Consider the following 22,792-nt stretch of genomic DNA (forward strand, 5'->3'; position numbering starts at 1 on the left):
CATAGGTATCTACACAACTTTGTAGGCTGTAGCAGCCGACGGTAACCACGATGCGACGCGAGACGCTCTTGATCTTGATCTGCTTTTGATCTTAGGCGACCCCCAAATCACTGGCGGATTACGGGCACACCGAGCCTGGGCGAGGTGCCGAGTGGTGGGGCAAGAGCGTTTTGCTTACTTTGGCCTGGGCCGGCATCCCGGCTTTTGCAAAGTGAGCCGCCGTCAGGGCGGAACCCTAAGTGGCCGTTACCGCAGGAATGGATATGTACACGGTCCAACTGTGTTGACTGTCAAGCCGTCTTCGCAGGCAAGCCAGCTCCCACAGTTGGATCGCGGTGCGTCAGTTAGATCAGCGTCGGCTGCCAGGCCGTCGCGGGAGCAAGCTCCCTCGCCACAGGTTTAGCGTCGTACCGAAGTTGTGTAGATACCTATGCCGCGATAGCGTTGGCTCAGTCGATACCGCTATCGCAGGCAAGCCAGCTCCCACATTGACCGAGTCGGTGTTTTAAAGTGCGAACGGCAGGTGGACCGTGACCTGCTGACGCTGCGCCAAGCGGTGCTCGAACTCAGCCGGGTCATGAATCAACACATCCTGCCCGGCAAATGACTCGGCCGCGATCAGCCGCGACAGCCAGAACCGCACGCACGCCACGCGCAGCATGGTCGGCCATAGCTCGGCTTCCTTCGCGGTAAACGCTCGTAGCCCTGCGTAAGCGCCCAGCAGCGCCCGGGCACGGTGGCCGTCAATCACGCCCTCGGCATCCGAGCACCAGTCATTCAAGGCGATGGCCACGTCGTAGAGCATCGGCCCCGAACAGGCGTTGTAGAAGTCGATCAGGCCCGTCAGGTGCGTGCCTTCAAACATCGCGTTATCGCGAAACAGATCGGCGTGCACATTCGCCCGTGGTAGGCCGAGGATGTCGGCCTTGTGGGCGTCGATCTCGGCCAGCGCATCGCGCAACAGGCGTTGCTGGGCCTCGTTAAGGTGCGAAATAAGCTGCGCGCCCTCGCTGAGCATCCACTCCAGGCCGCGGTCGGTCTTGCGTTCAAGTACCTTTTCGCCTTGGGTGGCCAGGTGCAGGTGGCCGAGCAGTTCGCCAACCTGGGCGCAATGCTGCGCATTGGCCTCCTTGATGTGCTTGCCCGCCAGACGTGGTTGCAGCAAGGCCGGTTTGCCCTTGAGTTCGCGCAAAGCGATGCCGTCGGTGGTGCGCAGGGCGTACGGCACGGGCAGGTCGGCGTCGTGGAGCACGTCGAGCAGTTCGATGAAGAACGGCATTTCTGCCACCGGGCCACGCTCAACCAGGGTCAGGACGAACTCGCCCTGCTCCAGGCTGATAAAGAAATTGGTGTTTTCGCTGCCGGCGGCAATCCCCTGGAAATCAAGCAGGCGGCCGAGCCCATAAGGGGCGAGAAAGGTTTCCAGCTCGGGCCGAGCCAGGGGGGTGAACACAGACATGGTTAAAACTGCCGTTACGGGCGCTGCGGTGGGCAGCGCCGGTTAAAATTAAGAAATCATTTCCATTCGAAGATCTTCCATGACGGGATCAGCATATCCGGCTGGTCAGAGCGGATGAAGTTCGCGTCGGTGCCGTCCGCACGTACCAGAAAGTACGGCGGTGCGCCTTTCGGGGTGACTTTGATTGCGTACAGGAAGCCGTTCTGGCGGTATTCCTGGATGGTTTTGTCGCCTTCCGTGCGAATGGTAACTTCCGGGTCTGCCGACGGGGCATCGTCTGCCGCCATGGCAGCCATCGGAGCGAGTGCAATCAAACCGGTCAACAGCAGGCGATTGAATGTACGCATGATAACCTTGTCCCTTTGTTTTCATTGGTCCGGCTATTCTAGCGCCTGACCCGCCGAAAAGGTTGATCCTGCTCATGAGCCAAGCGCCCCTCGTCCTGGTGGACGGTTCTTCTTATCTGTACCGCGCCTTCCACGCGCTGCCACCGCTGACCACCTCCAAAGGCCTGCCCACCGGTGCGGTCAAGGGCGTGTTGAACATGCTCAAAAGCCTGCGCAAGCAGTACCCGGACAGCCCATTTGCCGTGGTTTTCGACGCCAAGGGTGGGACGTTTCGCGATGAGATGTACGCCGAATACAAAGCCAACCGCCCGAGCATGCCCGATGACATGCGCCTGCAGATCGAGCCGCTGCATCAAAGCGTGATCGCTCTTGGCTTCCCGTTGCTGTGCGTCGAGGGTGTGGAGGCCGATGACGTGATCGGCACCCTGGCCCGCAGCAGCGCGGCCGCCAGCCGCCCGGTGGTGATCTCGACCGGTGACAAAGACATGGCGCAACTGGTGGACGGCCACATTACCTTGGTCAACACCATGACCGGTAGCTCCATGGACATCGAGGGCGTTAAGGAGAAATTCGGCGTCGCTCCGGAGCAGATCATCGACTATCTGGCGTTGATGGGAGATTCGTCCGACAACATTCCCGGCGTTCCGGGCATTGGCCCCAAGACCGCCTCCGGCTTGCTGGTGGGGGTCAATGGCGGCCTCAAAGAGCTTTATGAGCAGTTGGATATTGTGCCGACCCTGCCTATCCGTGGGGCCAAGACCCTGCCGGCCAAGCTGGAAGAGCATAAAGAGATGGCATTCCTGTCCTATCAGTTGGCGACGATCAAGATCGATGTGCCGCTGGATGTTGGGTTGGATGATTTACACCTGATCGAACCGGACCGCGAAAAGCTGCTTGAGCTGTACACATTGCTGGAGTTCAAGAGCTGGTACGACGAGATCCAGCGCGATACCAAGCGTGTCGAGCTGAAGGCGGCCAATGAAGTTGCGCCCGTCGCGGGTGTCGCAGTGGAGGCGGTGGTATCGGTGCCCGTAGAGACGGTTTACACCACCATTCTTGACCAGGCCACGTTCGATCTGTGGCTGAAAAAACTCAACGACGCCAAGCTGTTTGCCTTCGATACCGAAACCACCGGGATCGACGCCCAGCAGGCGCAATTGGTTGGGGTTTCGTTCGCGGTGCAGCCCCATGAGGCTGCCTACATTCCGCTGACGCACGCTTACATCGGTGCACCGGAACAACTGGACCGCGACACCGTGCTACTGGCCTTGAAACCGTTGCTGGAAGACCCGACCAAACTCAAGGTGGGCCAGCATGCCAAGTTCGACATGAATATCCTGGCCAACTGCGCCATTGGTGGCGACCCTGCCCAGGGCATTACCGTGCGCGGCATCGCCTTCGACACCATGCTCGAATCCTACGTGCTCAACTCCACCGCGACGCGGCACGATATGGACAGCCTGGCGAAGAAGTACCTGGACCACGACACGGTAAGCTTCCAGGACATCGCCGGCAAAGGCGCCAAGCAACTCACGTTCGACCAGATCGCCCTTGAGCAAGCCGGCCCTTACGCGGCCGAAGATGCTGATGTGACCTTGCGCCTGCATCAGTACCTTTACGCGCAACTGGCAGCGATCCCGAGCCTGGCCAGTGTGCTGACGGACATCGAGATCCCGCTGGTGCCGGTGCTGGCCCGCATCGAGCGCCAGGGCGCACTGGTAGACAAGGACCTGCTCGGCATCCAGAGCATCGAGCTGGGTAACAAGATGGTTGAGCTGGAGCGCCAGGCCTACGAGATCGCCGGTGAAGAATTCAACCTGGGTTCGCCCAAGCAGCTTGGGGCGATTCTCTACGAAAAGCTTGGCATGCCGGTGCTGAAAAAAACCGGCAAGGGCCAGGCCTCCACGGCTGAAGAAGTGCTGGCCAAACTGGCCGAAGATGATTTCCCGCTGCCCAAGGTACTCATGCAGTACCGCAGCATGAGCAAGCTCAAAAGTACCTATACCGACCGCCTGCCGGAACAGATCAACCCACGTACCGGGCGTATTCATACGTCTTACCATCAGGCCGTCGCGGCGACCGGGCGCTTGTCCTCCAGCGATCCGAACTTGCAGAACATCCCGGTGCGCACCGCCGAGGGGCGGCGCATTCGCCAGGCGTTTGTCGCGCCCAAGGGCTACAAGCTGCTGGCGGCGGACTATTCGCAGATCGAGCTGCGGATCATGGCGCATTTGTCCAAGGACGAGGGCTTGATGAACGCCTTCCGCAATGACCTGGACGTACACACGGCCACGGCGGCCGAAGTGTTCAAGGTCGAGTTGAATGAGGTCACGTCCAACCAGCGCCGCAGCGCCAAGGCGATTAACTTCGGCCTGATTTACGGTATGGGCGCCCAGAAGCTGGGTAAGGACATCGGCGTCGATACCAAGACCGCCAAGGCTTACATCGATGTGTACTTCGCCCGCTATCCAGGGGTGCGCGAATACATGGAGCGCACCCGCGCCCAGGCGGCGGATCTGGGCTATGTCGAAACCTTCTTCGGGCGACGCCTGTACTTGCCGGACATCAACTCCAACAAGCCCCAGGAGCGCGCGGCGGCCGAACGCACAGCGATCAACGCGCCGATGCAAGGCACGGCGGCGGACATCATCAAAAAAGCCATGGTGCAGGTGGATAACTGGCTGACTGAGTCGGGCCTGGATGCCAAGGTCATCCTTCAGGTGCACGACGAATTGGTGCTGGAGGTGCGCGAAGACTTGGTCGCGCAGGTCAGCGAGAAGATTCGCGAGCATATGAGCGCGGCGGCGCAGTTGGACGTGCCTTTGGTGGTGGACGTAGGCGTAGGCGATAACTGGGACGAGGCGCACTGATTCTGCGGCTTCGCCATCACCTTGCGCGGTGGCGAGGCGGTTTAGAGCGCAAACCGCGGTCAGTTATTTCCAATAGTTTTTTGAGCCTGTCGGAACTTAACCTGTGAACTGCCACTCAGAGTTACTGAATGGGTGGTGAAGCCCTTCAATGCTCCTATGTTGTGTTAAGTGTTGGCAGATAATTCCGGACCCCGCCCTAGCGGTCCGGAACTTGAACCCCGAACTTCCCCTCCCCAAAAGAAGTCCGGGGTTTTTTTTGCCCGCAGAAAAGTTATTCGGCGATTTCTGTGCCCTTGTCCGCCAATTCCATCCAGCCGGCCAGTACGGTGTAAGCCTCTTCCAGACCCATGCGCTTGGGGGCGGAGAACAGCTGAATGGTGATGGTGTCGCCCCAACCCTTACGGATTTCGGACTGCACTTTGAGCAGGGTGTTCTTGGCTGCACCGTAGGTGAGCTTGTCGGCCTTGGTCAGCAAAATGTGCATCGGCATGCCGCTGGCGACAGCCCAGTCGAGCATCAGCAAGTCGAAGTCGGTCATTGGATGACGTATATCCATCATCAGAATCAAACCCTTCAAACTCTCGCGACCGCCCAGGTAAGCCTCGAGGTGACGCTGCCAGTGCAGCTTCAGCGGGATAGGTACTTTTGCATAACCGTAGCCCGGCAGGTCGACCAGACGCCGATCATCGTCTAGCTTGAAGAAATTGAGTAGTTGCGTGCGGCCCGGGGTTTTCGAGGTGCGCGCCAGGCTGGCGTGGGTCAGGGTGTTCAGTGCGCTGGATTTACCGGCGTTGGAACGGCCGGCAAAGGCGACTTCAAAGCCCTCGTCATCGGGGCATTGGTCCACTTTGGCGGCGCTGAGCATGAAGGTGGACTGTTGGCACAGGCCGAGGATGGGGTTCTTGAGTTGCATGAGATTTCCGATGTGGGCGGTGCCGAGAAAGGGTGCGGCAAGCGGTGTCGTTTCCGTTTCAGTAGCGCCAGTATATAATGCCGCAGATTTTGTGTGTGCTTTGTCCCAGCGAAGGATGAAGTTCACGGGAGCGAAAGACCTTTATTGCGCATTAGAACGCAAAACGCTCTCAAACCCTGAAAAGGTCGATGTATGGACCGACGGTTGCTCGCTTCTGCTGCCCTGATTCCGCTTTACGGCGCTCAGGCTACACAGGATCAACCGAGTTTGCATGGTCAGGCTGACGCAGCACGTGACCCAGGGTTTCAAGGCAATGCCGCCGCGTGGTTTGTGCATGGACTGCAGTACTGAGGATTACCAGGCCGTCACTGATGTGATGGTGAGTAAACCCGGTAGATAACTCTTAAACCCTTAGCCGTAGTTGGATTAGCTGATGAACAAACTGATCGTGAGTCTGCTGTTGACCTTGGGCATCACAGGCGCTGCCGTCGCTGCAGAGGGCCCCGTCAAAGGTGATGCCACTGCCGGTCAAGCGAAGGCCGCCGTGTGTGGTGCCTGCCACGGGCCGGATGGTAACAGCCCGGCGCCGAACTTCCCCAAACTGGCCGGCCAGGGTGAACGTTACCTGAGCAAGCAGATGCACGACATCAAGAGCGGCAAGCGCACGGTGCTGGAAATGACCGGCATGCTAACCAATCTCAACGATCAGGACCTGGCGGACCTCGCGGCGTATTTTGCCAGCCAGAAGGGTAGCGTGGGAGCTGCCGATCCTAAATTGGTCGCCCGCGGAGAGCAGTTGTTCCGTGGCGGTAACCTGGAAAAAGGCTTGCCTGCCTGCACCGGTTGCCACTCGCCCAATGGCGCAGGCAACGCTGCTGCCAGCTTCCCGCGCCTGAGCGGCCAGCACGCCACCTACATCGCCAAGCAGTTGACCGACTTTCGCAAGGAAGAAGCCGGCCGGGCCAACGATGGCGACGCGATGACCATGCGCACCATCGCTCGCAAGCTGAGCGACGAAGACATCGCAGCCCTCTCCAGTTATATCCAGGGCCTGCACTGACGGGGCTGGGCGTTAACGCTCGATTAATCCCGCGATGCAAGCATAAAAAGGGTGGCTTAGGCCGCCCTTTTTTGTGGCCGCTGCCGTTACACTAACGAACTCATGTCCGCGTAGACCTGTCACAACAAAGGTCGCGTGAGGCGACTTTATTTGTCCAGGAGTAAAGCATGCGTAATCTGATCCTCAGCGCCGCTCTCGTCACTGCCAGCCTCTTCGGCATGACCGCACAAGCTGCCGATGTGCCGCTTGAAGCCGGTAAAACCTATGTTGAGCTGGCTAACCCGGTTCCCGTTGCAGTGCCGGGCAAGATCGAAGTGGTGGAGCTGTTCTGGTACGGCTGCCCGCATTGCTACGCCTTCGAGCCGACTATCAACCCATGGGCTGAAAAGCTGCCCAAGGACGTTAACTTCCGTCGCATTCCCGCCATGTTCGGTGGCCCATGGGACGCCCACGGCCAGCTGTTCCTGACCCTGGAAGCCATGGGTGTTGAGCACAAGGTCCACAACGCTGTCTTCGAAGCGATCCAGAAACAAGGCAAGCGCCTGACCAAGCCGGACGAAATGGCTGACTTCGTTGCCACTCAGGGTGTCGACAAGGACAAGTTCCTGGCGACCTTCAACTCCTTCGCTATCCAGGGCCAGATCAAACAGGCCAAGGAACTCGCGCAGAAGTACGGCGTGCAAGGCGTTCCAACCCTGATCGTCAACGGCAAATACCGTTTCGACCTGGGCAGCACCGGTGGTCCTGAAGCGACCCTGAACGTTGCTGACCAGCTGATTGCCAAAGAACGCGCTGCCAAGTAAGGGGCTCGCCATGCGCCGCTGGGGTACCGAGCGTGTCGTTGGCCTGCATGAGCCGCAGGTCAACGAGCATCACCTGGAGTCCACGGGCCTGCCGGCAGACAGCCGCTTGCGCCTGCTCAGCTTCAACATCCAGGTGGGCAACAGTACCGAAAAGTATCGGCACTACCTCACGCGTGGCTGGCAGCACCTGCTGCCCCACAAGGGGCGTACCGGTAACCTGCAGAAAATCGGCGACCTGCTCAGCGACTTCGACTTGGTCGCCCTGCAGGAAGCCGACGGCGGCAGCCTGCGCTCCGGCTATATCAACCAGGTGGAACACCTGGCTCAGTTGGGTGCTTTTCCGTACTGGTATCAGCAACTCAACCGTAATCTAGGGCGCCTGGCACAGCACAGCAACGGCGTGCTCAGCCGTCTCAAACCCACTGCCATTGAAGATCACCCCTTGCCAGGCCCCAAAGGGCGCGGGGCGATCCTTGTGCGTTTTGGCGAAGGCCCGGAAGCCCTGGTGGTGGTGATGATGCACCTGGCCCTCGGGGGGCGTACGCGCAACCTGCAACTGGCCTACGTGCGTGAATTGATTGGCAACTACAAGCACCAGGTGCTCATGGGTGACATGAACACCCATGCCAACGACCTGCTGCAGAATTCTCCGCTGCGCGACCTGGGGTTACTGGCGCCGCAAGTCGAAGCCACGTTTCCCAGCTGGCGCCCGCAGCGCTGTCTTGACCATATCCTGCTCAGCCCAAGCCTCACACTGGAAAGTGTGCAGGTGCTGGCGCAGCCCATTTCCGATCACCTGCCGGTCGCGGTAGAGATTCGTCTGCCGGGCTCGCTCACGGCTGATGCATTACCCGCGTTGAGCCCAGGCCCTCGCGGACCCCTTGCATGAGCGACGACGCCCAGCGCTGGAAAGAGAAATACCTCCAAAGCATCGAGCAACAAGACAAACTCGAACGCCGCTGGGCCGCCCGCCTCGATTTGCTGCGCCGCGGGCTGGTGCGCAGCACGCTGGCCGCTGAAGGGACTGACCGCGCCGTCGATCAATGCATGAAGGAAATGCGCGATGTTGTGCGCACGGACGACATGGACGCTGCTCTCGCCGCTTTACTGCCGCGCCTGGAAAAGGCCGTGCTGGATTCGGAGCAACGCCGCGAAACCCGCGTCGACCAGATCAGCACTGCGCTCACCGCCTTGGTCACCCAGTTGCAAAAGCTGCCGCTGCCCCGCGAGGTGGCTCGTCCGCTGAAAACCTTCGCCAAGCAACTCGATGGTCGCGTGGCACAAGCGCGGGAGATACCGCTGCTGCTCAGTGAGCTGAGCAGCCTACAGGGGCAGGCGCTGAATAATCTGGAGCCGGATGGCGAAACCACACGCCCAGGGCCGGGACTGTTGCAACGTCTGTTTGGCAGTAAAGAGGCCGCCAGTGAAGCGCCTCCTGTTGATGCCGAGCCACTGCCAGCAGCGCAATCGGCACCGCCAACGCCCGCAGCGCCCAAACCCACACCCAAACCGGAAGAACCTGGGCAATCGGAAGAATTGACCCAAGCCTTGCGTGCCTTTGCGCCGTTGCCACCCTTGAAGCCTGTGCCTGTTGCAGTGGCCGAAGTGCAAGAGGTCGCCAGCGAAACGCCGGTATTCGACGCTCCAGAGCTGCCGTCGATTGCGGCGCCTGCGCAACTACCTGAACCCGACGTGCAGGCGCCGCCAGTTGCGGAGCCTGCTCACGAAAGCGCACTCGCCGCCTTTATCGAACCGCCGCCGGTTCCAGTCGAAACGCCGGATGAGACCCGCATCGGCAGCCTGTCGCTACCACCCGTGCAGGAAAGCCCCGAGCCCGACGAGCTGCAACCGGACGGCACCTACGCCCTGCCCGATTCGCCTGAACCGTCCTACAGCTCGGTGGCCAAACACATTGAAGGCACTTTACTCGGCCTGCTGGAAGATCTTTCCCTGCCCGAACGTCACCAACCCCAGGCCGAGGCAATGCGTGAGCGTCTCGCCCACGGCTTGAACTGGTACGAACTGCTGCCGATCCTCGATGACCTGGCGGTGCTGATGCTGGCGATCACCGACAGTGGCCAGCATGAGTTCGAGGCTTATCTCAAGCAGCTCAACGAGCGTCTCGAGGCATTCCAGGGCCATCTGCAGGTCGCCAGCGAGGGCCACGCCGACAGCAGCCTGGCCGCGCGGGAGTTGGACACGCAGATTCGTGAGCAGGTCGACGGCCTGCAAAGCAGCGTGCAGGACGCCGCCGACCTGGACAGCCTCAAGCAGGTGCTCGAAAGCCACCTTGAAGGCTTGCTCGGCACCATGGACGAACACCAGCAGCAGCGTGACCTGCGCGAGCAGGAAGTGGCCGCACGCCTCAAAGGCCTGGCTGAACGCGTGGCCCATATGGAGCAGGAAGCCCAGGGCTACCGCGAGCACCTGGAGGTGCAGCGCCAGAAGGCCTTGATCGATCCGCTCACCGGCTTGCCCAACCGTGCGGCGTGGAGCGAACGCCTCGATTACGAAGTCAACGCGTGGCATCAGCGGGGTAACAGCCTGTCGCTGGCCATGCTTGACCTGGACCACTTCAAGCGCATCAACGACGGTTACGGGCACCTGGCGGGGGACAAAGTCTTGAAGATCATCGCCAATGTGCTGAGCAAGCGCCTGCGACCGACGGACTTCATCGCGCGTTTTGGTGGTGAAGAGTTTGTGCTGCTCATGCCCGACTCGACCTTGGCGGATGCCTTGGCCGTAGGTGAAGTATTGCGTGAGGCCATTGCCGCGTGCCCGTTCCACTTCAAGGGTGAGCCGGTAACGATCACGGTGTCCATGGGCGTGGCGCAGTTTCAACCCGGCGAGCGCAGTGACCTGGCGCTCAAGCGTGCCGATGAAGCGCTCTACAGGGCAAAGGCCGCGGGGCGTAATCAGGTGCAGGCGGCATAAAAGATGTTCCATTTTGTAATTTGACCGCCTGGCCGTGAGTCGTACGTTACACTGTTGCATTATCGTCTTTCAGTGTACTGCCTCTCGCCATGAAATCCTTGTATATCGCTTTAGCGTTTCTTCTGCTCGCCGGCTGCGCCAATGGCCCGCGCCTGAACACCAGCCATCCTTCGGTCAACCACGACAATCGCGTGCAGTTCGTTGTGGTGCATTACACCTCGACCAACCTTGAACGTTCCCTGGCGCTGTTGACCCATGGCCAGGTCAGCAGCCATTACCTGATCGGCGACGATGCCTCCGGCACCATCTACAAGCTGGTGGATGAAAGCCAGCGCGCCTGGCACGCGGGGGAAAGCGAGTGGATGGGGCGCACCTGGCTCAATTCCAGCTCCATCGGTATCGAGATCGTCAACCCAGGGTTCAGCGATACCCCGACGGGGCGTGTGTGGTACCCGTATTCCGAAGCGCAGGTGCAGTCGCTGATCGTGCTGCTCAAGGACATCAGCAAGCGTAACGGCATCGACCCGAAGAACATCATCGGGCACAGCGATATCGCCCCGCTGCGCAAGCTGGACCCAGGCCCGTTGTTCCCCTGGAAGCGCTTGGCGGCAGAAGGTCTGGCCGTGTGGCCGGATGCCCAGGCAGTGGCTCGGTTTCAGGTGCAGTACGCCGCGCAGTTGCCGAGCATTACCTGGTTCCAGGAAGAGCTGGCGCGCCTGGGCTACCAGACGCCGCAGACTGGCGAGCTGGATGTGGCCACGCGGCATGTCATCGCTGCGTTCCAGATGCGCTTTCGCCCGTCATTGTTTGATGGCACCCCGGATGCTGAAAGCGCCGCGATCCTGCGGGCCTTGAATCACCGCTGATGGTGTAAAAATAATAATGTAGGAGCGAGCTTGCTCGCGAAGAACGCATAGACGACGCGGGCTGCCTGACAGCACAGCGTTATCGTTGACGTTTTTCGCGAGCAAGCTCGCTCCTACAGGGGCAATGCCATATAGAACTGCGTGCCCTGTCCCGGCCGTGAGTACACGCCCATGCGGCCGCCGTGCAATTGCACGATTTCCTTGCACAGTGCCAGGCCCAGGCCCGCACCGCCTTTCTTGCGGCCCACCTGCACAAAGGGCTCGAAGATCCGCCCTTGCTGGCCGTAGGCGATACCTTCGCCGTTATCCTCGACGCTGATAATCACCCGCTCGCCATGGCGTCGTGCCTGCAGGCGGATCTGCCCGCCTTCGGCGGTGTGCCTCAGGGCATTGCCCAGCAGGTTGTCGAGTACCCGCTCCAGTTGCACCTGGTCGGCATATAGCCGTGGCAACTCAGGTTGGGCTTCCACCAGCAACTCAATGTGCTGGGCGTTCGCAGGCTCAGCAAATCGAGCCCGTGCGTGCTCCAGCAAGTCGGTGACATCGCACGTGCCCAAGGTGAGTTTTTGCAGGCCGTTCTGGTAGCGCGAGAAGTTGAGCAGGTCGTTGATCAACTGCATCAGGCGCTGCATCTCTTCATTGACCGTATCCAGCAGGTCCGCCTCACGGGAGTCCGGTGGGAACTTGGCCCGCTCACGGAATAGGCCGAAGGCCATGTGCATGCCGGTGACCGGCGTGCGCAGCTCATGGGACGCGCGCAACACGAACTCGCTGCGCACCCGCTCGAAGGCGCGCTGTTCAGTCACGTCATGCAGCACCATCACGGCCCCCAGAATATGCCCCTGGGTATGGCTGACCGGGGTCAGGCTGTAGGTCAGCAGGCGCAATTCACCCTCGACTTCCACTTCGAGATCATCCGGGGCCCGCTCCAGGTTGCCGCCGCGCAGCACCAGTTGCAGCTGTTCATCCATTTCTGCGCGACCCATGGCTTCGCCAAGACCTTGGCCGAGCCGCTCCTCATCCCAGCCCAATTGGCGCTGCGCCACAGGGTTGAGGTGCTCCAGGCAGCCTTGGCGATCAATCATCAACAGGCCGTCATCGATACTGTCGAGCACCGCTTGCAGGCGCTGTTGGCCGGCCAGCAGCTCATCGATGTTTGTGGCCTGATGTTGGCGCAACGCTTCGGCCATGATGCCGAAACGGCGGGTCAGCAGGTTCATTTCCGCTGCGGAGGAGATCGGCAGGGTGACTTCGAAATCGCCCTGCCCGATCTTGTCGGCGGCCTTGGCCAGCGCCTCGATGGGGCCACCGAAGCGCCGGGCGATGCCATGGGCCGTGACGAAACCGATGATCAGCACCGCGAGCCCTACCAGCCCGAGCAGGCCGGCAATCAACAACGCGCGCTCGCGGGATTTATGCTCGCTGGTACTGATATTTTCCAGCGCCCGCTTGTGATCGGCGATCAGGCCGTTGCGCAATATGTTGAAGGTTTCAGTCAGCTTTTCTTTGCTGCCTGCGGGCGGTGATGCCTGTTGGGATTGGTCAAACGCTTCCAGTAGCTTCTGGTAATCGGAGCGTGCCTGGCTGAAGCCATGGTTTGTGCCGTCGACCTGCTCATGGGCGATGCCCTGGTCCAACAGGTCGAAATAATGTTGCTTGGAGGCTTGCAGGGCGTCCGGGTCGGGGCGCTTCTCCAGCATCATGATCAACTGGTCGCCCAGGCTCTGACGCAACTTGAGCCCCAGGTCCAGGGTGATGAAGTTACTGCGGATCAGCGATTCCTGAGTCTTGGCCATTTGCATGACACTGACCAAGCCCAGGATCAACCCCAGCAATGCCACGGTGATCAGCGCTGAGATGCTCAGGAATAACCGGGTGCGCAGTTTCATCGCGAGCTTCATAAGGTCCTGTTCAAAGGTTGTACTGCTTGCGTTTGCGGTACAGCGTCGACGCATCGATGCCGAGTGTGCGGGCCGCTTGGTCCAGTGTGTCGCTGGTCGCAAGTACGGCGCCGATATGGGCTTTCTCCAGCTCATCCAGGCTCAAAGCCGCGCCGATACGCGGTGCATTGTTGGCCGGTTGCTCGGCCATCCCCAGGTGGCTGATCTCCACCTTTTCCTGAGGGCAGATGATGCTGGCGCGTTCCACCACGTTACGCAGTTCGCGGATGTTGCCGGGCCAGCGATAATTGAGTAGCGCTTCGCGGGCATTATCACTGAAGCCGCGCGCCGGTCGTGCGTATTCCTTGACGAAGCGGGCGAGAAAGCGGTCGGCCAAGGTCAGGATGTCTTCACTGCGTTCGCGCAGCGGCGGCAAGTGCAAGGTGATGACATTCAGGCGGTAGAGCAAGTCTTCACGGAAGCGGCCATCGCGCACCATGTCTTCCAGGTTCAGGTTGGTGGCTGCAAGGATGCGCACATCGGCTCGGCGGGTGACCGGGTCGCCCACCCGCTCATACTCTTTGTCTTGGATAAACCGCAGCAACTTGGGTTGCAACGTGAGGGGGAAATCGCCGATCTCGTCGAGAAACAGCGTACCGCCGTCCGCCTGGTTCACTCGGCCCAGGGTGCTTTCACTGGCGCCGGTGAATGCGCCGCGGCTATGGCCGAACAGTTCGCTTTCCATCAGTTCGGCGGTCAGTGACGGGCAGTTGATGGTCACGCAGGACTTCTTCGAGCGCTTGCTCCAGCCGTGTATCGCCCGGGCCAACTCACCTTTACCGGTGCCGGATTCGCCGAGAATCAAGATATTGGCGTCCGTCCCGGCCACCTGCCGCGCGGTTTCCAGCACCACCATCATTGCCGGGCTATGGGAGTCCAGGCCGTCTTTGGGCTGGCGCACCTCGCCTTCCAGCGCTTCCAGCCGCGCCGAGAGCTGACGCACCTCCAGTTGCTTGGCGGTGGCCAGGCGCAGTTGGTCTGGGCTGCAAGGTTTGACCAGGTAGTCGGCGGCGCCAGCCTGGATGGCGTCCACGGCGGTATCCACGGCCGAATGGGCGGTCACAATCACCACGCGCATCCACGGTGCCTGCACCCGCATCTGGGCCAGCACGTCCAGGCCATTGTCCTCGCCCAGGCGCAGGTCGAGGAAGCACAGGTCGAACACCTGACGCTGCATCAGGGCATCGGCCTGAGCGGCACTGTTCGCGGTGGCGACGGTATAGCCTTCATCTTCCAGGCAATAGCGGAAGGTGCGCAGGATCGCAGATTCGTCATCCACTAAAAGAATGCGGCCTTGAAGTTCCTTGGCTGATTCCATCTGTCCCGCACTCCTTAACTATAAATGTGATGGTGTTTAGTCCCGGAATAATCGGGCAAGTTGCATGGTTTATTCTGATTCATAAAAGGCTTCTTCGTGCAGCTATCTGCGCGCCTTCCTACAGACGTCGTCTGAGCGCATTTTCCCTTCCGTTCGCCCTTCGATCCTTCGATGTGTGCGCTGGGTTGCTGGTTCCGACCACTTGCCATCGTGCATTTCGCACGGCCTGCAAGGAGGCATCGTGCAGGATGCTAGGCGACGAATCTATTGATCAAGTGTAAGCATTTGATTTTATTGAGTTTTATTTTGCAATAAAGCTGGCATGCACTCTGCAATATCTCCCCCAAGAGCGTCATGAACGAATAATCAGAATGCGGGAGCAATGCAGTATGACTCGCCAAAGCCTCAGCCAATTGCGTGTATCGCCGCTGCGCTTGCAGCAGGGCCTGTTTGCCAGCCTGGCCTTGATGGTCACGTTGATTGCTGGCCAGCAGTTGCAGCATTGGCAAGAGCGCGCGCAGCCAGCCCCGCAATTTGAACGTCCTGCCATGACCCAGACTCATTTTCGTTCCATTGGCAGCGCCAGCGCCGATGTGACTGCCCCGCAATTGAGCCTGGTAGATCAGGGTTCTACCCTGGACGAACTACCGGCCCATGACCGTTGGGTGTTCTAGGCAAAAAACGTCGCTTGTGTTGAGCGGCTGCACGGCATCACCGCTGTTACCCCTATAGAAGAGAAGCATAAGGAGAATCACCATGTTGAGTTGGGCAATCACATTTCTGATCATCGCCATTGTGGCTGCAGTCCTGGGCTTCGGTGGTATCGCTGGCACCGCTACCGGCATCGCCAAGATCCTGTTTGTGGTCTTCCTGGTGATGTTCATCGCTTCGTTCTTCTTTGGTCGCAAAGGCCGAGGTTGAATATGGCCAACCTGCCTTTTAAAGCCCTTGCTGCCGCCCTGCTGTTGGGCGGTAGCGGCTTGGCCTTGGCCGCCAATGACGGCCAATCCCGGGCTAACGAATTGCTCAGCGCGGATCCGCAGTACCGTGAAACCTGGCAAGACGTGGTGAAGAAAGAAGAGCGCCTGCCCGAGTGGGTGATGAACCTGTCGGGCACGGCCGAGCAAATGAATGCCGTTGAGGAAGATGGCGACAAGTACTTGGTCGGGCCGCTCTGCGAAACCGCAGATACCTGCCTGAACAAGCGCCTGATCGTTGCCTTCAGCCTCGACAAGGAAGATGCCTACGCCATGTTGGTGGAAGTCCCGGCCGGTTTGCCGGCGGACAAGTCCCCGACGCGGCACGCCGATTACCGTTTTATCGGTAAGCCGGACGAGGGTATGCAAAAGCTGCTGATGGAGCAGCTCAAGAAAGATCCGAATTGGTACTAGGTTCCGTCTGACGGAGCCGGCGTCCATAGAAAGAAGCCCTTGTGCTTCTTTCTGTTTGCATCGCTCCTTGAGTGATGCATGACCAGGGGGCCGGGTTGCTCTGATCGATCAGGATCGGCGTGACCTACGGGTACAGGGAGTACCTGCGCAAGGGCCGGGTCAGGCGAAAAGCTGCGACGCAAGTTCACAAGACCTCAAGCTTGCTGAACTTGCGGCGGGCTTATCGCTCTCATGCTCGCGTTTCATGCCGCCCATAGCCGCAGTTTTGCTTTTTGCCTCTGGCCAACCATTACCGGGTATGTCGGCGTGACCATCTATCGAGAATTTTTCATCCGCGCTATAGGATCTTTCTGGCGCTAGGTGATGGATTTCTCAGACATTTCTGCCAATCAATCGAAGTCGTCCAGTATCTCTGAGCGAGCCTGATTTGGCCGCTTAACGGCATATTCACCCGCTCGAATGGCGGATACGAACTGACCGTTTGGACAAATATTTTCAAAAAAAGCCATGCCGATTCGGCATAGGGTAGGCGTTTACGGCATTAGACGCCGCTCCCTTGCATGGGAATAGTTGCGCCTTTTTTCGCCTGCCAGTAAGCCATTTCGGCCACGCTGCGGTGACCTTCCATGGAGGCAGATGCACACACTTTTTCGCTCTCGAGCGTTGCAGCTGGCGCATTTGCCGTAAGTCCACTTGAAGCAAGGGTAATGACATGAAGAAGGCAAAGCTAAGCCTCGCCTGGCAGATCCTCATCGGTTTGGTACTGGGTATTGCAATCGGTGCAGTGCTCAACCATTTCAGTGCTGAAAAGGCCTGGTGGATCAGCAATGTGTTGCAGCCAGCGGGCGATATCTTTATCCGCTTGATCAAGATGATCGTGATCCCGATTGTGATTTCTTCGCTGATCGTCGGTATTGCCGGTGTCGGCGACGCGAAAAAGCTCGGTCGTATCGGCGTCAAAACCATTCTTTACTTCGAAATCGTCACCACCATCGCCATCGTGGTGGGCCTGTTGCTCGCCAACCTGTTCCACCCAGGCGCTGGCATCGACATGAGTACCCTGGGTACCGTCGATATCTCCAAGTACCAGGCGACTGCTGCCGAAGTGCAGCATGAACATGCGTTCATCGAGACCATTCTTAACTTGATCCCTTCGAACATCTTCGCCGCTGTTGCCCGTGGCGAGATGCTGCCGATCATCTTCTTCTCGGTGCTGTTTGGCCTGGGGCTGTCGAGCCTCAAGCCTGAGCTGCGCGAGCCGCTGGTGACCATGTTCCAGGGCGTGTCCGAGAGCATGTTCAAAGTCACCCACATGATCATGAAGTACGCCCCTATCGGTGTATTCGCGCTGATCGCGGTGACGGTCGCCAACTTCGGCTTCGCCTCGCTGCTGCCACTGGCCAAGCTGGTGATCCTGGTTTACGTCGCGATCCTGTTCTTCGCCTTCGCGGTACTGGGTTTGATCGCACGCCTGTTCGGCTTCTCGATCCTCAAGCTGATCCGCATCTTCAAGGATGAGTTGGTATTGGCTTACTCCACCGCCAGCTCCGAGACCGTGCTGCCGCGTGTGATCGAAAAGATGGAAGCCTACGGCGCGCCGAAAGCGATCTGCAGCTTCGTGGTGCCGACCGGTTATTCGTTCAACCTCGACGGTTCGACCCTGTACCAGAGCATTGCAGCAATCTTCATTGCCCAGCTGTATGGCATCGACCTGTCGATCGGCCAGCAACTGATGCTGGTACTGACCCTGATGGTGACCTCCAAAGGTATCGCCGGCGTGCCGGGCGTGTCCTTCGTGGTGTTGTTGGCGACGCTGGGCAGCGTGGGCATCCCGCTGGAAGGCTTGGCGTTTATCGCCGGTGTCGACCGTGTGATGGACATGGCGCGTACCGCCCTGAACGTGATCGGCAACGCCTTGGCCGTACTGGTTATCTCCCGTTGGGAAGGCATGTACGACGATGCCAAGGGCGAGCGCTACTGGAATTCCCTGCCACACTGGCGCAGCAAGGAAGCCCTGCCTACGGCACAAGCCACCCGTAGCTGATTACCAATTGATCGAAAACAAACCCCGGAGAATTCCGGGGTTTGTCGTTTCTGCCAGCCCCGTTATCATTCGCCCCATCTTTCGGGGGACTTATCTGATGCTCAATGGCCTGTGGCTTGGCTTCTTTGTCGTGGCAATGGTGTCAGCACTGGCGCAATGGCTGGTGGGCGGTAACGCCTTGATCTTCGCGGCGATGGTCGAAAGCATTTTCGCCATGGCCAAATTGTCGGTGGAAGTCATGGTGCTGCTGTTCGGTACCCTGACGTTATGGCTGGGTTTTCTGCGGATCGCCGAAAAAGCCGGGATCGTCGATTGGCTGGCCAAGGCCCTGGGCCCGCTGTTTCGCCGCCTGATGCCGGAAGTGCCTGCCGGGCACCCCGCGATTGGTTTGATCACCCTCAACTTTGCCGCCAACGGCCTGGGCCTGGACAACGCTGCCACGCCCATCGGTCTGAAAGCCATGAAGGCGCTGCAAGAGCTCAACCCCATCCCCAATACGGCGACCAACGCTCAGATCCTGTTCCTGGTGCTCAACGCCTCCTCGCTGACGCTATTGCCGGTGACTATCTTCATGTACCGCGCCCAGCAAGGCGCTGCGGACCCGACGCTGGTGTTCCTGCCGATCCTGTTGGCCACCAGTGCGTCGACGCTGGTGGGCCTGCTGTCGGTGGCAGTCATGCAGCGCCTGCGGCTGTGGGACCCGGTGGTGCTGGCCTATCTGGTCCCCGGCGCGTTGATACTGGGTGGCTTCATGGCGCTGCTGGCGACCTTGTCCGCCACGGCGCTGGCCGGTTTGTCGTCGATCTTGGGCAACCTCACACTGTTTGGCTTGATCATGCTGTTCCTGGTGATCGGCGCGTTGCGCAAGGTCAAGGTGTACGAGGCCTTTGTGGAAGGCGCCAAGGAAGGCTTTGACGTAGCCAAGAACCTGTTGCCCTATCTGGTGGCGATGCTGTGCGCGGTTGGCGTGTTGCGTGCCTCGGGGGCCTTGGAGTTCGGCCTTGAGGGGATTCGCCATGTGGTGGCCTGGACGGGCCTGGATACGCGCTTTGTCGACGCGCTGCCGACCGCGATGGTCAAGCCGTTCTCCGGCAGCGCGGCGCGGGCGATGCTGATCGAGACCATGCAGACCCAGGGTGTGGATAGTTTTCCGGCGTTGGTGGCGGCGACGATACAGGGCAGTACGGAAACCACTTTCTATGTGTTGGCGGTGTACTTTGGTTCGGTGGGTATCCAGCGGGCTCGACATGCCGTCGGTTGTGCGTTGCTGGCTGAGTTTGCCGGTGTAGTGGCGGCTATCTCCGTGTGCTACTGGTTTTTTGGTTAAGGCTACAATCGCTATCGCAGGGTTTCAGTGCTGTATTGCCCTGACTCACTACCCAATCCACCACCTGCTTATTCAACTGATCCCCGGCCTGGCCAAAAGCAGCCACCACCGTCGGCACCTTGGCGTCATTCACCGGCTGCCTCACTTCAAACCGACGGCTGGCGATAATCCTTTGATCACGCCCACGCACCAATCGCGCGTCGAGACGAATCACCACCTCCACTGCCGTGCCCCGATACTCGCTCTGAAACGCCTGCAACTGCCCGCCCAGCTCATAGTCGGCTTGCAGGTTGGTCTCGTCGGTACTCAACAATGTCACGCGCCCGTCGCGCTGGAAGCCATCCAGCAGGCGATTACGCAGCAACACCGGCGCCGGGTCGCTCCAGCGCGAGTTCGCGTAATTGCTGATCAGGTTCCCGTCAGGCACCACGGCGATGCGCGGGCTGTCGAGAAACTCGCTGGTCTGCGGCTTGGTCACGCGCAGCGACCAACTCACCGGCGTGCCTTGGCTGGCCGGTTGGGCGGACGCCAGCCGGTACACGTCCGACGGGTCCGGCTTGGGCAGGATCGAGCAGGCGCTGACCAGTGCCAGGGCCATAGGGACGATCATGTGGTAAGCACGCTTCATGGCGTGAACTCCTTGTTCTTATCGCTGCCCAGCAGGTAACCACTGGGGTTGGCTTCCAGGCGGCGAGAGATGGCGCGCAGCGAGCCGAGGGTTTCACGCAGCTCGCGCACGGCTGGTGCCAGTTCGTTGAGGCCCTGCATGCCACTGTTTACCGAGTCCTGGTTATTGGTCAGCAAGGTATTGATGGTGGCGGTGCTTTGCTCCAGGGATTTCATCGCCTGCTCGGCGCTGCCGAAGGCTTGCTTGCCTTGTTCGCTGAGCAAGCCATTGGCGCTGCGCATCAGCACGGTGGTTTGCTCCAGCGCCGCGCCCGCCTGTTTGCTCACCTGCATCAATTGCTGCATCACCACCTTGATGTCGCCGCGTTGCTCGGCAATGGCGCCGGTAGTTTGTTGCAGGTTGTCCAGGGTGTTGCTCAGGCGTTCGACGTTTTCCCGCGAGAACAGGTGGTTGGCGTTGTGCAGCAGCAGGTTGACGCTGGTCATCAGGTCGTTGCTGTTATTGAGCAGGCGCGCGATGGGCGATGGCGATGCGATGATTTCCGGCAGGTTGCCGTCCTTGCCCTTGAGTTCCGGGCTCTGTGGGGTGCCGCCACTGAGCTGGATGATCGAGGTGCCGGTGATGCCGGTCAGGGCCAGTTTGGCCTGGGTGTCTTCCTTGATCGGCGTTTGCCCGGCCAGGCGAATGCGAGCCAGAACGCGGCGCGGGTCTTTGGGGTCCAGGCGCAGGCTGATCACGTCGCCCACCTTGATGCCGCTGTACTGCACCGCACTGCCCTGGGACAGGCCGCTGACCGCCTCGTTGAAGATCACTTCGTAATCCTGGAAGGCGGTATCGACGCTGGACTTGGCCAGCCACAGGCCAAACAGCATCGCGCCGACCACCACAATTACGCTGAACAGTCCGATCATCACATGATGGGCTCGGGTTTCCATGTCATACCTCGTTGAGCGATTGAGCGGCATCCAATGCCGCGCGGCCCCGGGGGCCGTGGAAATATTCGTGAATCCAGGCGTCGTTCGTTTCCGACACGACATCGATGGCGTCGGCCACCAGCACTTTCTTCTGCGCCAGCACCGCCACACGGTCGGTGATGGTGTACAGCGTGTCGAGGTCGTGGGTGACCAAAAACACACTCAAGCCCAACGCATCGCGCAGGGTGAGGATCAGTTGGTCGAATTGCGCCGCGCCAATCGGGTCGAGACCGGCGGTGGGTTCGTCCAGGAACAGGATGTCCGGGTCCAAGGCCAGTGCGCGGGCCAGGGCTGCACGCTTGATCATGCCGCCGGATAACGAGGCCGGGTATTTATCGGCCGCCGACAGCGGCAACCCTGCCAGGGCCAGCTTCACCGCCGCCAAGTGCTCGGCATCGGCGCGGCTGAGGCCGGCGTGCTCGATCAAGGGCAGGGCCACGTTTTCGGTCACCGTCAGCGAGGAAAACAGAGCGCCCTTCTGGAACAGCACGCCAAAGCGGCGCTCCACCAGCGAGCGTTCATGTTCGGGCAGGCTCGGCAGGTTTTTGCCGAACACCCGTACTTCGCCTTCGCTGGGGCGACGCAGGCCAACGATGCTGCGCAACAACACGGATTTACCGCTGCCAGAGCCGCCCACCACCGCCAGGATCTCGCCCTTGTACAAATCCAGGTCGAGGTTCTCGTGCACGCTTTGGCTGCCAAAACGGTTGCACAGGCCACGCACTTCAATCACCGCCTCAGTGGGCGCACGGTGTAGACGACTCACCAGCCCATCTCCATGAAAAACATTGCCGCGACCGCATCCAGCACGATCACCACAAAGATCGATTGCACCACGCTCGACGTGGTGTGCGCGCCGACTGACTCGGCACTGCCGCTGACTTTAAAACCTTCCAGGCAGCCAATGGCCGCGATCAAAAAGGCAAAGATCGGTGCCTTCACCATGCCCACCAGAAAGTGTTGCACGCCAATGTCCGATTGCAGCAGCGAAAGAAACATCGCCGGCGAAATATCCAGGGCCACCGCACACACCACACCACCGCCGACGATCCCCGAGAGCATCGCCAGGAACGTCAGCATCGGCAACGCCACCAGCAGCGCCAGCACGCGGGGTAATACCAACAGCTCCATAGGGTCCAGGCCCAGGGTGCGGATGGCGTCGATTTCTTCGTTGGCTTTCATGGAGCCGATTTGCGCGGTGAATGCACTGGCGGTACGGCCGGCGATGAGGATTGCGGTGAGCAACACGCCGAATTCGCGCAGGAAGGAGAAGGCCACCAGGTCCACGGTAAAGATCGTCGCGCCGAAGCTCTTGAGCACGGTGGCGCCAAGGAAGGCCACGACGGCGCCCACCAGAAAGGTCAACAGCGCAACGATAGGCGCCGCATCCAGGCCGGTCTGTTCGATGTGGGCGACCATGGGCGTCAGGCGCCAGCGTTTGGGCCGCCAAATGCCGCGGGCGAAGGTTTCGAGGATCAGGCCGATAAAGCCCAACAGCTTCATTGCGTCTTGCCAGACCGTGTCTACTGCGCGACCGATACGGGCCAGCACTTGAATGCCGGCGGCCTCTTCTGGCTCTTTGATCGGTACGCAAAAGTCATTCAGGGAGCGGTAGACGGTCTTGAGCAGTGCCCGGTCGGCGGCTGCCAGGGTGCAATCGGTCTGTTCGGCAGAGTGTTCGATGCGCGCGGGGCCCAGCAACTCCACCAGCAGCGAGGCGCCGGCTGTATCCAGCGCACCGAGGCCGTTGAGGTCAATGCGGGCGCCGGCGTCGTATTGGCCGTCGAGTGTGGCCGACAGCTTTTTCAGGTGGGCGTAGTGGGCCAGCGTCCAGTCGCCGGTAATCCGTAGCGAAGGCGGGGTGCTGGACGTATCAAGATGGGCCGCGCCGGCCGTCGTGCGAGTGGTCATAAGCTCC

General features: G+C 60.1%; 20 protein-coding genes and 1 pseudogene. 12 read left to right on the forward strand and 9 right to left on the reverse strand.

All coding sequences use genetic code 11. The features are described from left to right. Positions 1–505: 505 nt before the first annotated feature. Both E1K68_RS01195 and E1K68_RS01200 read right to left on the reverse strand, forming a co-directional pair. Positions 506–1,459, reverse strand: coding sequence for a homoserine kinase (locus tag E1K68_RS01195; RefSeq protein WP_003187365.1), 954 nt, complete (start codon positions 1,457–1,459; stop codon positions 506–508). Between the two features lie 56 nt (positions 1,460–1,515). Then, positions 1,516–1,806 (reverse strand): DUF2782 domain-containing protein, encoded by a 291-nt coding sequence (locus E1K68_RS01200; protein WP_003187366.1) that lies wholly within the window; start codon positions 1,804–1,806, stop codon positions 1,516–1,518. A gap of 74 nt (positions 1,807–1,880) precedes the next feature. Here E1K68_RS01200 and polA point away from each other — a divergent pair, with 74 nt between their 5' ends. Further along, positions 1,881–4,676 carry a DNA polymerase I gene (gene polA / locus E1K68_RS01205; RefSeq protein WP_212613682.1) on the forward strand — a complete coding sequence of 932 codons (2,796 nt, stop codon included), beginning with the start codon at positions 1,881–1,883 and terminating at the stop codon, positions 4,674–4,676. A gap of 271 nt (positions 4,677–4,947) precedes the next feature. Here the strand turns inward: polA and yihA are convergent, their stop codons facing one another. Then, entirely contained in the window at positions 4,948–5,589 is a 642-nt protein-coding gene (yihA, locus tag E1K68_RS01210) for a ribosome biogenesis GTP-binding protein YihA/YsxC (RefSeq protein WP_073526417.1), read from the reverse strand. A 192-nt stretch (positions 5,590–5,781) separates the two neighbouring features. Between yihA and E1K68_RS01215 the strand changes: the two are divergent. The 6 genes and pseudogenes from E1K68_RS01215 to E1K68_RS01240 all read left to right on the forward strand — a co-directional run bounded on the left by E1K68_RS01215 (position 5,782) and on the right by E1K68_RS01240 (position 11,252). Beyond that, a pseudogene (locus E1K68_RS01215) lies at positions 5,782–5,989 on the forward strand (cytochrome). 33 nt (positions 5,990–6,022) lie between these two features. Continuing rightward, positions 6,023–6,649, forward strand: a complete 627-nt coding sequence (locus E1K68_RS01220; protein WP_003187372.1) for a c-type cytochrome — start codon at positions 6,023–6,025, stop codon at positions 6,647–6,649. A gap of 167 nt (positions 6,650–6,816) precedes the next feature. Beyond that, a complete protein-coding gene (dsbA, locus tag E1K68_RS01225; RefSeq protein ID WP_003187375.1) occupies positions 6,817–7,452 on the forward strand; it encodes a thiol:disulfide interchange protein DsbA in 636 nt (211 codons plus the stop codon). A 10-nt stretch (positions 7,453–7,462) separates the two neighbouring features. After that, a complete protein-coding gene (locus E1K68_RS01230) occupies positions 7,463–8,341 on the forward strand; it encodes an endonuclease/exonuclease/phosphatase family protein (protein ID WP_003187377.1) in 879 nt (292 codons plus the stop codon). After that, positions 8,338–10,386, forward strand: a complete 2,049-nt coding sequence (locus tag E1K68_RS01235; RefSeq protein WP_003187379.1) for a diguanylate cyclase — start codon at positions 8,338–8,340, stop codon at positions 10,384–10,386. The genes E1K68_RS01230 and E1K68_RS01235 overlap by 4 nt, the downstream gene beginning before the upstream one ends. An 89-nt stretch (positions 10,387–10,475) precedes the next feature. Beyond that, positions 10,476–11,252 (forward strand): N-acetylmuramoyl-L-alanine amidase, encoded by a 777-nt coding sequence (locus tag E1K68_RS01240; RefSeq protein WP_003187380.1) that lies wholly within the window; start codon positions 10,476–10,478, stop codon positions 11,250–11,252. Positions 11,253–11,365: 113 nt separating this feature from the next. Here E1K68_RS01240 and E1K68_RS01245 read toward each other — a convergent pair whose 3' ends face one another. After that, positions 11,366–13,153 carry a KinB sensor domain-containing domain gene (locus tag E1K68_RS01245; protein WP_003187382.1) on the reverse strand — a complete coding sequence of 596 codons (1,788 nt, stop codon included), beginning with the start codon at positions 13,151–13,153 and terminating at the stop codon, positions 11,366–11,368. A gap of 10 nt (positions 13,154–13,163) precedes the next feature. Beyond that, on the reverse strand, positions 13,164–14,510 hold the full coding sequence (algB, locus tag E1K68_RS01250) for a sigma-54-dependent response regulator transcription factor AlgB (RefSeq protein ID WP_003187383.1): 1,347 nt from the start codon (positions 14,508–14,510) through the stop codon (positions 13,164–13,166). 389 nt (positions 14,511–14,899) lie between these two features. On the opposite strand from algB, the gene E1K68_RS01255 reads away from it, so the two are divergent. From E1K68_RS01255 to E1K68_RS01275, 5 genes are all read left to right on the forward strand, one after another. Continuing rightward, a complete protein-coding gene (locus E1K68_RS01255; RefSeq protein WP_003187385.1) occupies positions 14,900–15,184 on the forward strand; it encodes a hypothetical protein in 285 nt (94 codons plus the stop codon). Positions 15,185–15,266: 82 nt separating this feature from the next. After that, complete coding sequence (locus E1K68_RS01260) at positions 15,267–15,431, forward strand: DUF1328 domain-containing protein (protein WP_003187386.1); 165 nt, start codon at positions 15,267–15,269, stop codon at positions 15,429–15,431. A 2-nt stretch (positions 15,432–15,433) separates the two neighbouring features. After that, positions 15,434–15,901, forward strand: a complete 468-nt coding sequence (locus tag E1K68_RS01265; protein WP_032894297.1) for an inhibitor of vertebrate lysozyme family protein — start codon at positions 15,434–15,436, stop codon at positions 15,899–15,901. 712 nt (positions 15,902–16,613) lie between these two features. Next, the gene (gene gltP / locus E1K68_RS01270) at positions 16,614–17,945 is read left to right on the forward strand and encodes a glutamate/aspartate:proton symporter GltP (RefSeq protein ID WP_003187390.1); all 1,332 of its coding nucleotides are present in this window, start codon (positions 16,614–16,616) and stop codon (positions 17,943–17,945) included. 97 nt (positions 17,946–18,042) lie between these two features. Beyond that, on the forward strand, positions 18,043–19,272 hold the full coding sequence (locus E1K68_RS01275) for a spore maturation protein (RefSeq protein ID WP_003187391.1): 1,230 nt from the start codon (positions 18,043–18,045) through the stop codon (positions 19,270–19,272). Here the strand turns inward: E1K68_RS01275 and lptE are convergent. Genes lptE through E1K68_RS01295 form a run of 4 tightly spaced genes read right to left on the reverse strand, consistent with a single transcriptional unit; the run spans position 19,241 to position 22,785 of the window. Further along, positions 19,241–19,900, reverse strand: coding sequence for an LPS assembly lipoprotein LptE (lptE, locus tag E1K68_RS01280; protein WP_212613683.1), 660 nt, complete (start codon positions 19,898–19,900; stop codon positions 19,241–19,243). The genes E1K68_RS01275 and lptE overlap by 32 nt on opposite strands. Beyond that, on the reverse strand, positions 19,897–20,835 hold the full coding sequence (locus tag E1K68_RS01285) for an MlaD family protein (protein WP_003187394.1): 939 nt from the start codon (positions 20,833–20,835) through the stop codon (positions 19,897–19,899). Before E1K68_RS01285 ends, lptE begins: the two co-directional genes overlap by 4 nt. 1 nt (position 20,836) lies before the next feature. Further along, entirely contained in the window at positions 20,837–21,640 is an 804-nt protein-coding gene (locus tag E1K68_RS01290) for an ATP-binding cassette domain-containing protein (RefSeq protein ID WP_003187395.1), read from the reverse strand. After that, positions 21,637–22,785: an ABC transporter permease gene (locus E1K68_RS01295; RefSeq protein WP_034129245.1), complete on the reverse strand. Its 1,149-nt coding sequence runs from the start codon at positions 22,783–22,785 to the stop codon at positions 21,637–21,639. Before E1K68_RS01295 ends, E1K68_RS01290 begins: the two co-directional genes overlap by 4 nt. Positions 22,786–22,792 lie beyond the last annotated feature (7 nt).

Source organism: Pseudomonas sp. B2021, from assembly GCF_018135665.1.
In the GTDB taxonomy this organism is placed as follows: Bacteria; Pseudomonadota; Gammaproteobacteria; order Pseudomonadales; family Pseudomonadaceae; genus Aquipseudomonas; species Aquipseudomonas lactis.

Coding starts and splice junctions, on each gene's coding strand:
- E1K68_RS01220 (WP_003187372.1), top strand. CDS start 6,023: ATGAACAAACTGATCGTGAGTCTGCTGTTGACCTTGGGCATCACAGGC.
- polA (WP_212613682.1), top strand. CDS start 1,881: ATGAGCCAAGCGCCCCTCGTCCTGGTGGACGGTTCTTCTTATCTGTAC.
- E1K68_RS01235 (WP_003187379.1), top strand. CDS start 8,338: ATGAGCGACGACGCCCAGCGCTGGAAAGAGAAATACCTCCAAAGCATC.
- E1K68_RS01245 (WP_003187382.1), bottom strand. CDS start 13,153: ATGAAGCTCGCGATGAAACTGCGCACCCGGTTATTCCTGAGCATCTCA.
- E1K68_RS01275 (WP_003187391.1), top strand. CDS start 18,043: ATGCTCAATGGCCTGTGGCTTGGCTTCTTTGTCGTGGCAATGGTGTCA.
- E1K68_RS01195 (WP_003187365.1), bottom strand. CDS start 1,459: ATGTCTGTGTTCACCCCCCTGGCTCGGCCCGAGCTGGAAACCTTTCTC.
- E1K68_RS01265 (WP_032894297.1), top strand. CDS start 15,434: ATGGCCAACCTGCCTTTTAAAGCCCTTGCTGCCGCCCTGCTGTTGGGC.
- E1K68_RS01230 (WP_003187377.1), top strand. CDS start 7,463: ATGCGCCGCTGGGGTACCGAGCGTGTCGTTGGCCTGCATGAGCCGCAG.
- yihA (WP_073526417.1), bottom strand. CDS start 5,589: ATGCAACTCAAGAACCCCATCCTCGGCCTGTGCCAACAGTCCACCTTC.
- E1K68_RS01260 (WP_003187386.1), top strand. CDS start 15,267: ATGTTGAGTTGGGCAATCACATTTCTGATCATCGCCATTGTGGCTGCA.
- E1K68_RS01240 (WP_003187380.1), top strand. CDS start 10,476: ATGAAATCCTTGTATATCGCTTTAGCGTTTCTTCTGCTCGCCGGCTGC.
- gltP (WP_003187390.1), top strand. CDS start 16,614: ATGAAGAAGGCAAAGCTAAGCCTCGCCTGGCAGATCCTCATCGGTTTG.
- algB (WP_003187383.1), bottom strand. CDS start 14,510: ATGGAATCAGCCAAGGAACTTCAAGGCCGCATTCTTTTAGTGGATGAC.
- lptE (WP_212613683.1), bottom strand. CDS start 19,900: ATGAAGCGTGCTTACCACATGATCGTCCCTATGGCCCTGGCACTGGTC.
- E1K68_RS01295 (WP_034129245.1), bottom strand. CDS start 22,785: ATGACCACTCGCACGACGGCCGGCGCGGCCCATCTTGATACGTCCAGC.
- E1K68_RS01200 (WP_003187366.1), bottom strand. CDS start 1,806: ATGCGTACATTCAATCGCCTGCTGTTGACCGGTTTGATTGCACTCGCT.
- E1K68_RS01285 (WP_003187394.1), bottom strand. CDS start 20,835: ATGGAAACCCGAGCCCATCATGTGATGATCGGACTGTTCAGCGTAATT.
- E1K68_RS01255 (WP_003187385.1), top strand. CDS start 14,900: ATGACTCGCCAAAGCCTCAGCCAATTGCGTGTATCGCCGCTGCGCTTG.
- dsbA (WP_003187375.1), top strand. CDS start 6,817: ATGCGTAATCTGATCCTCAGCGCCGCTCTCGTCACTGCCAGCCTCTTC.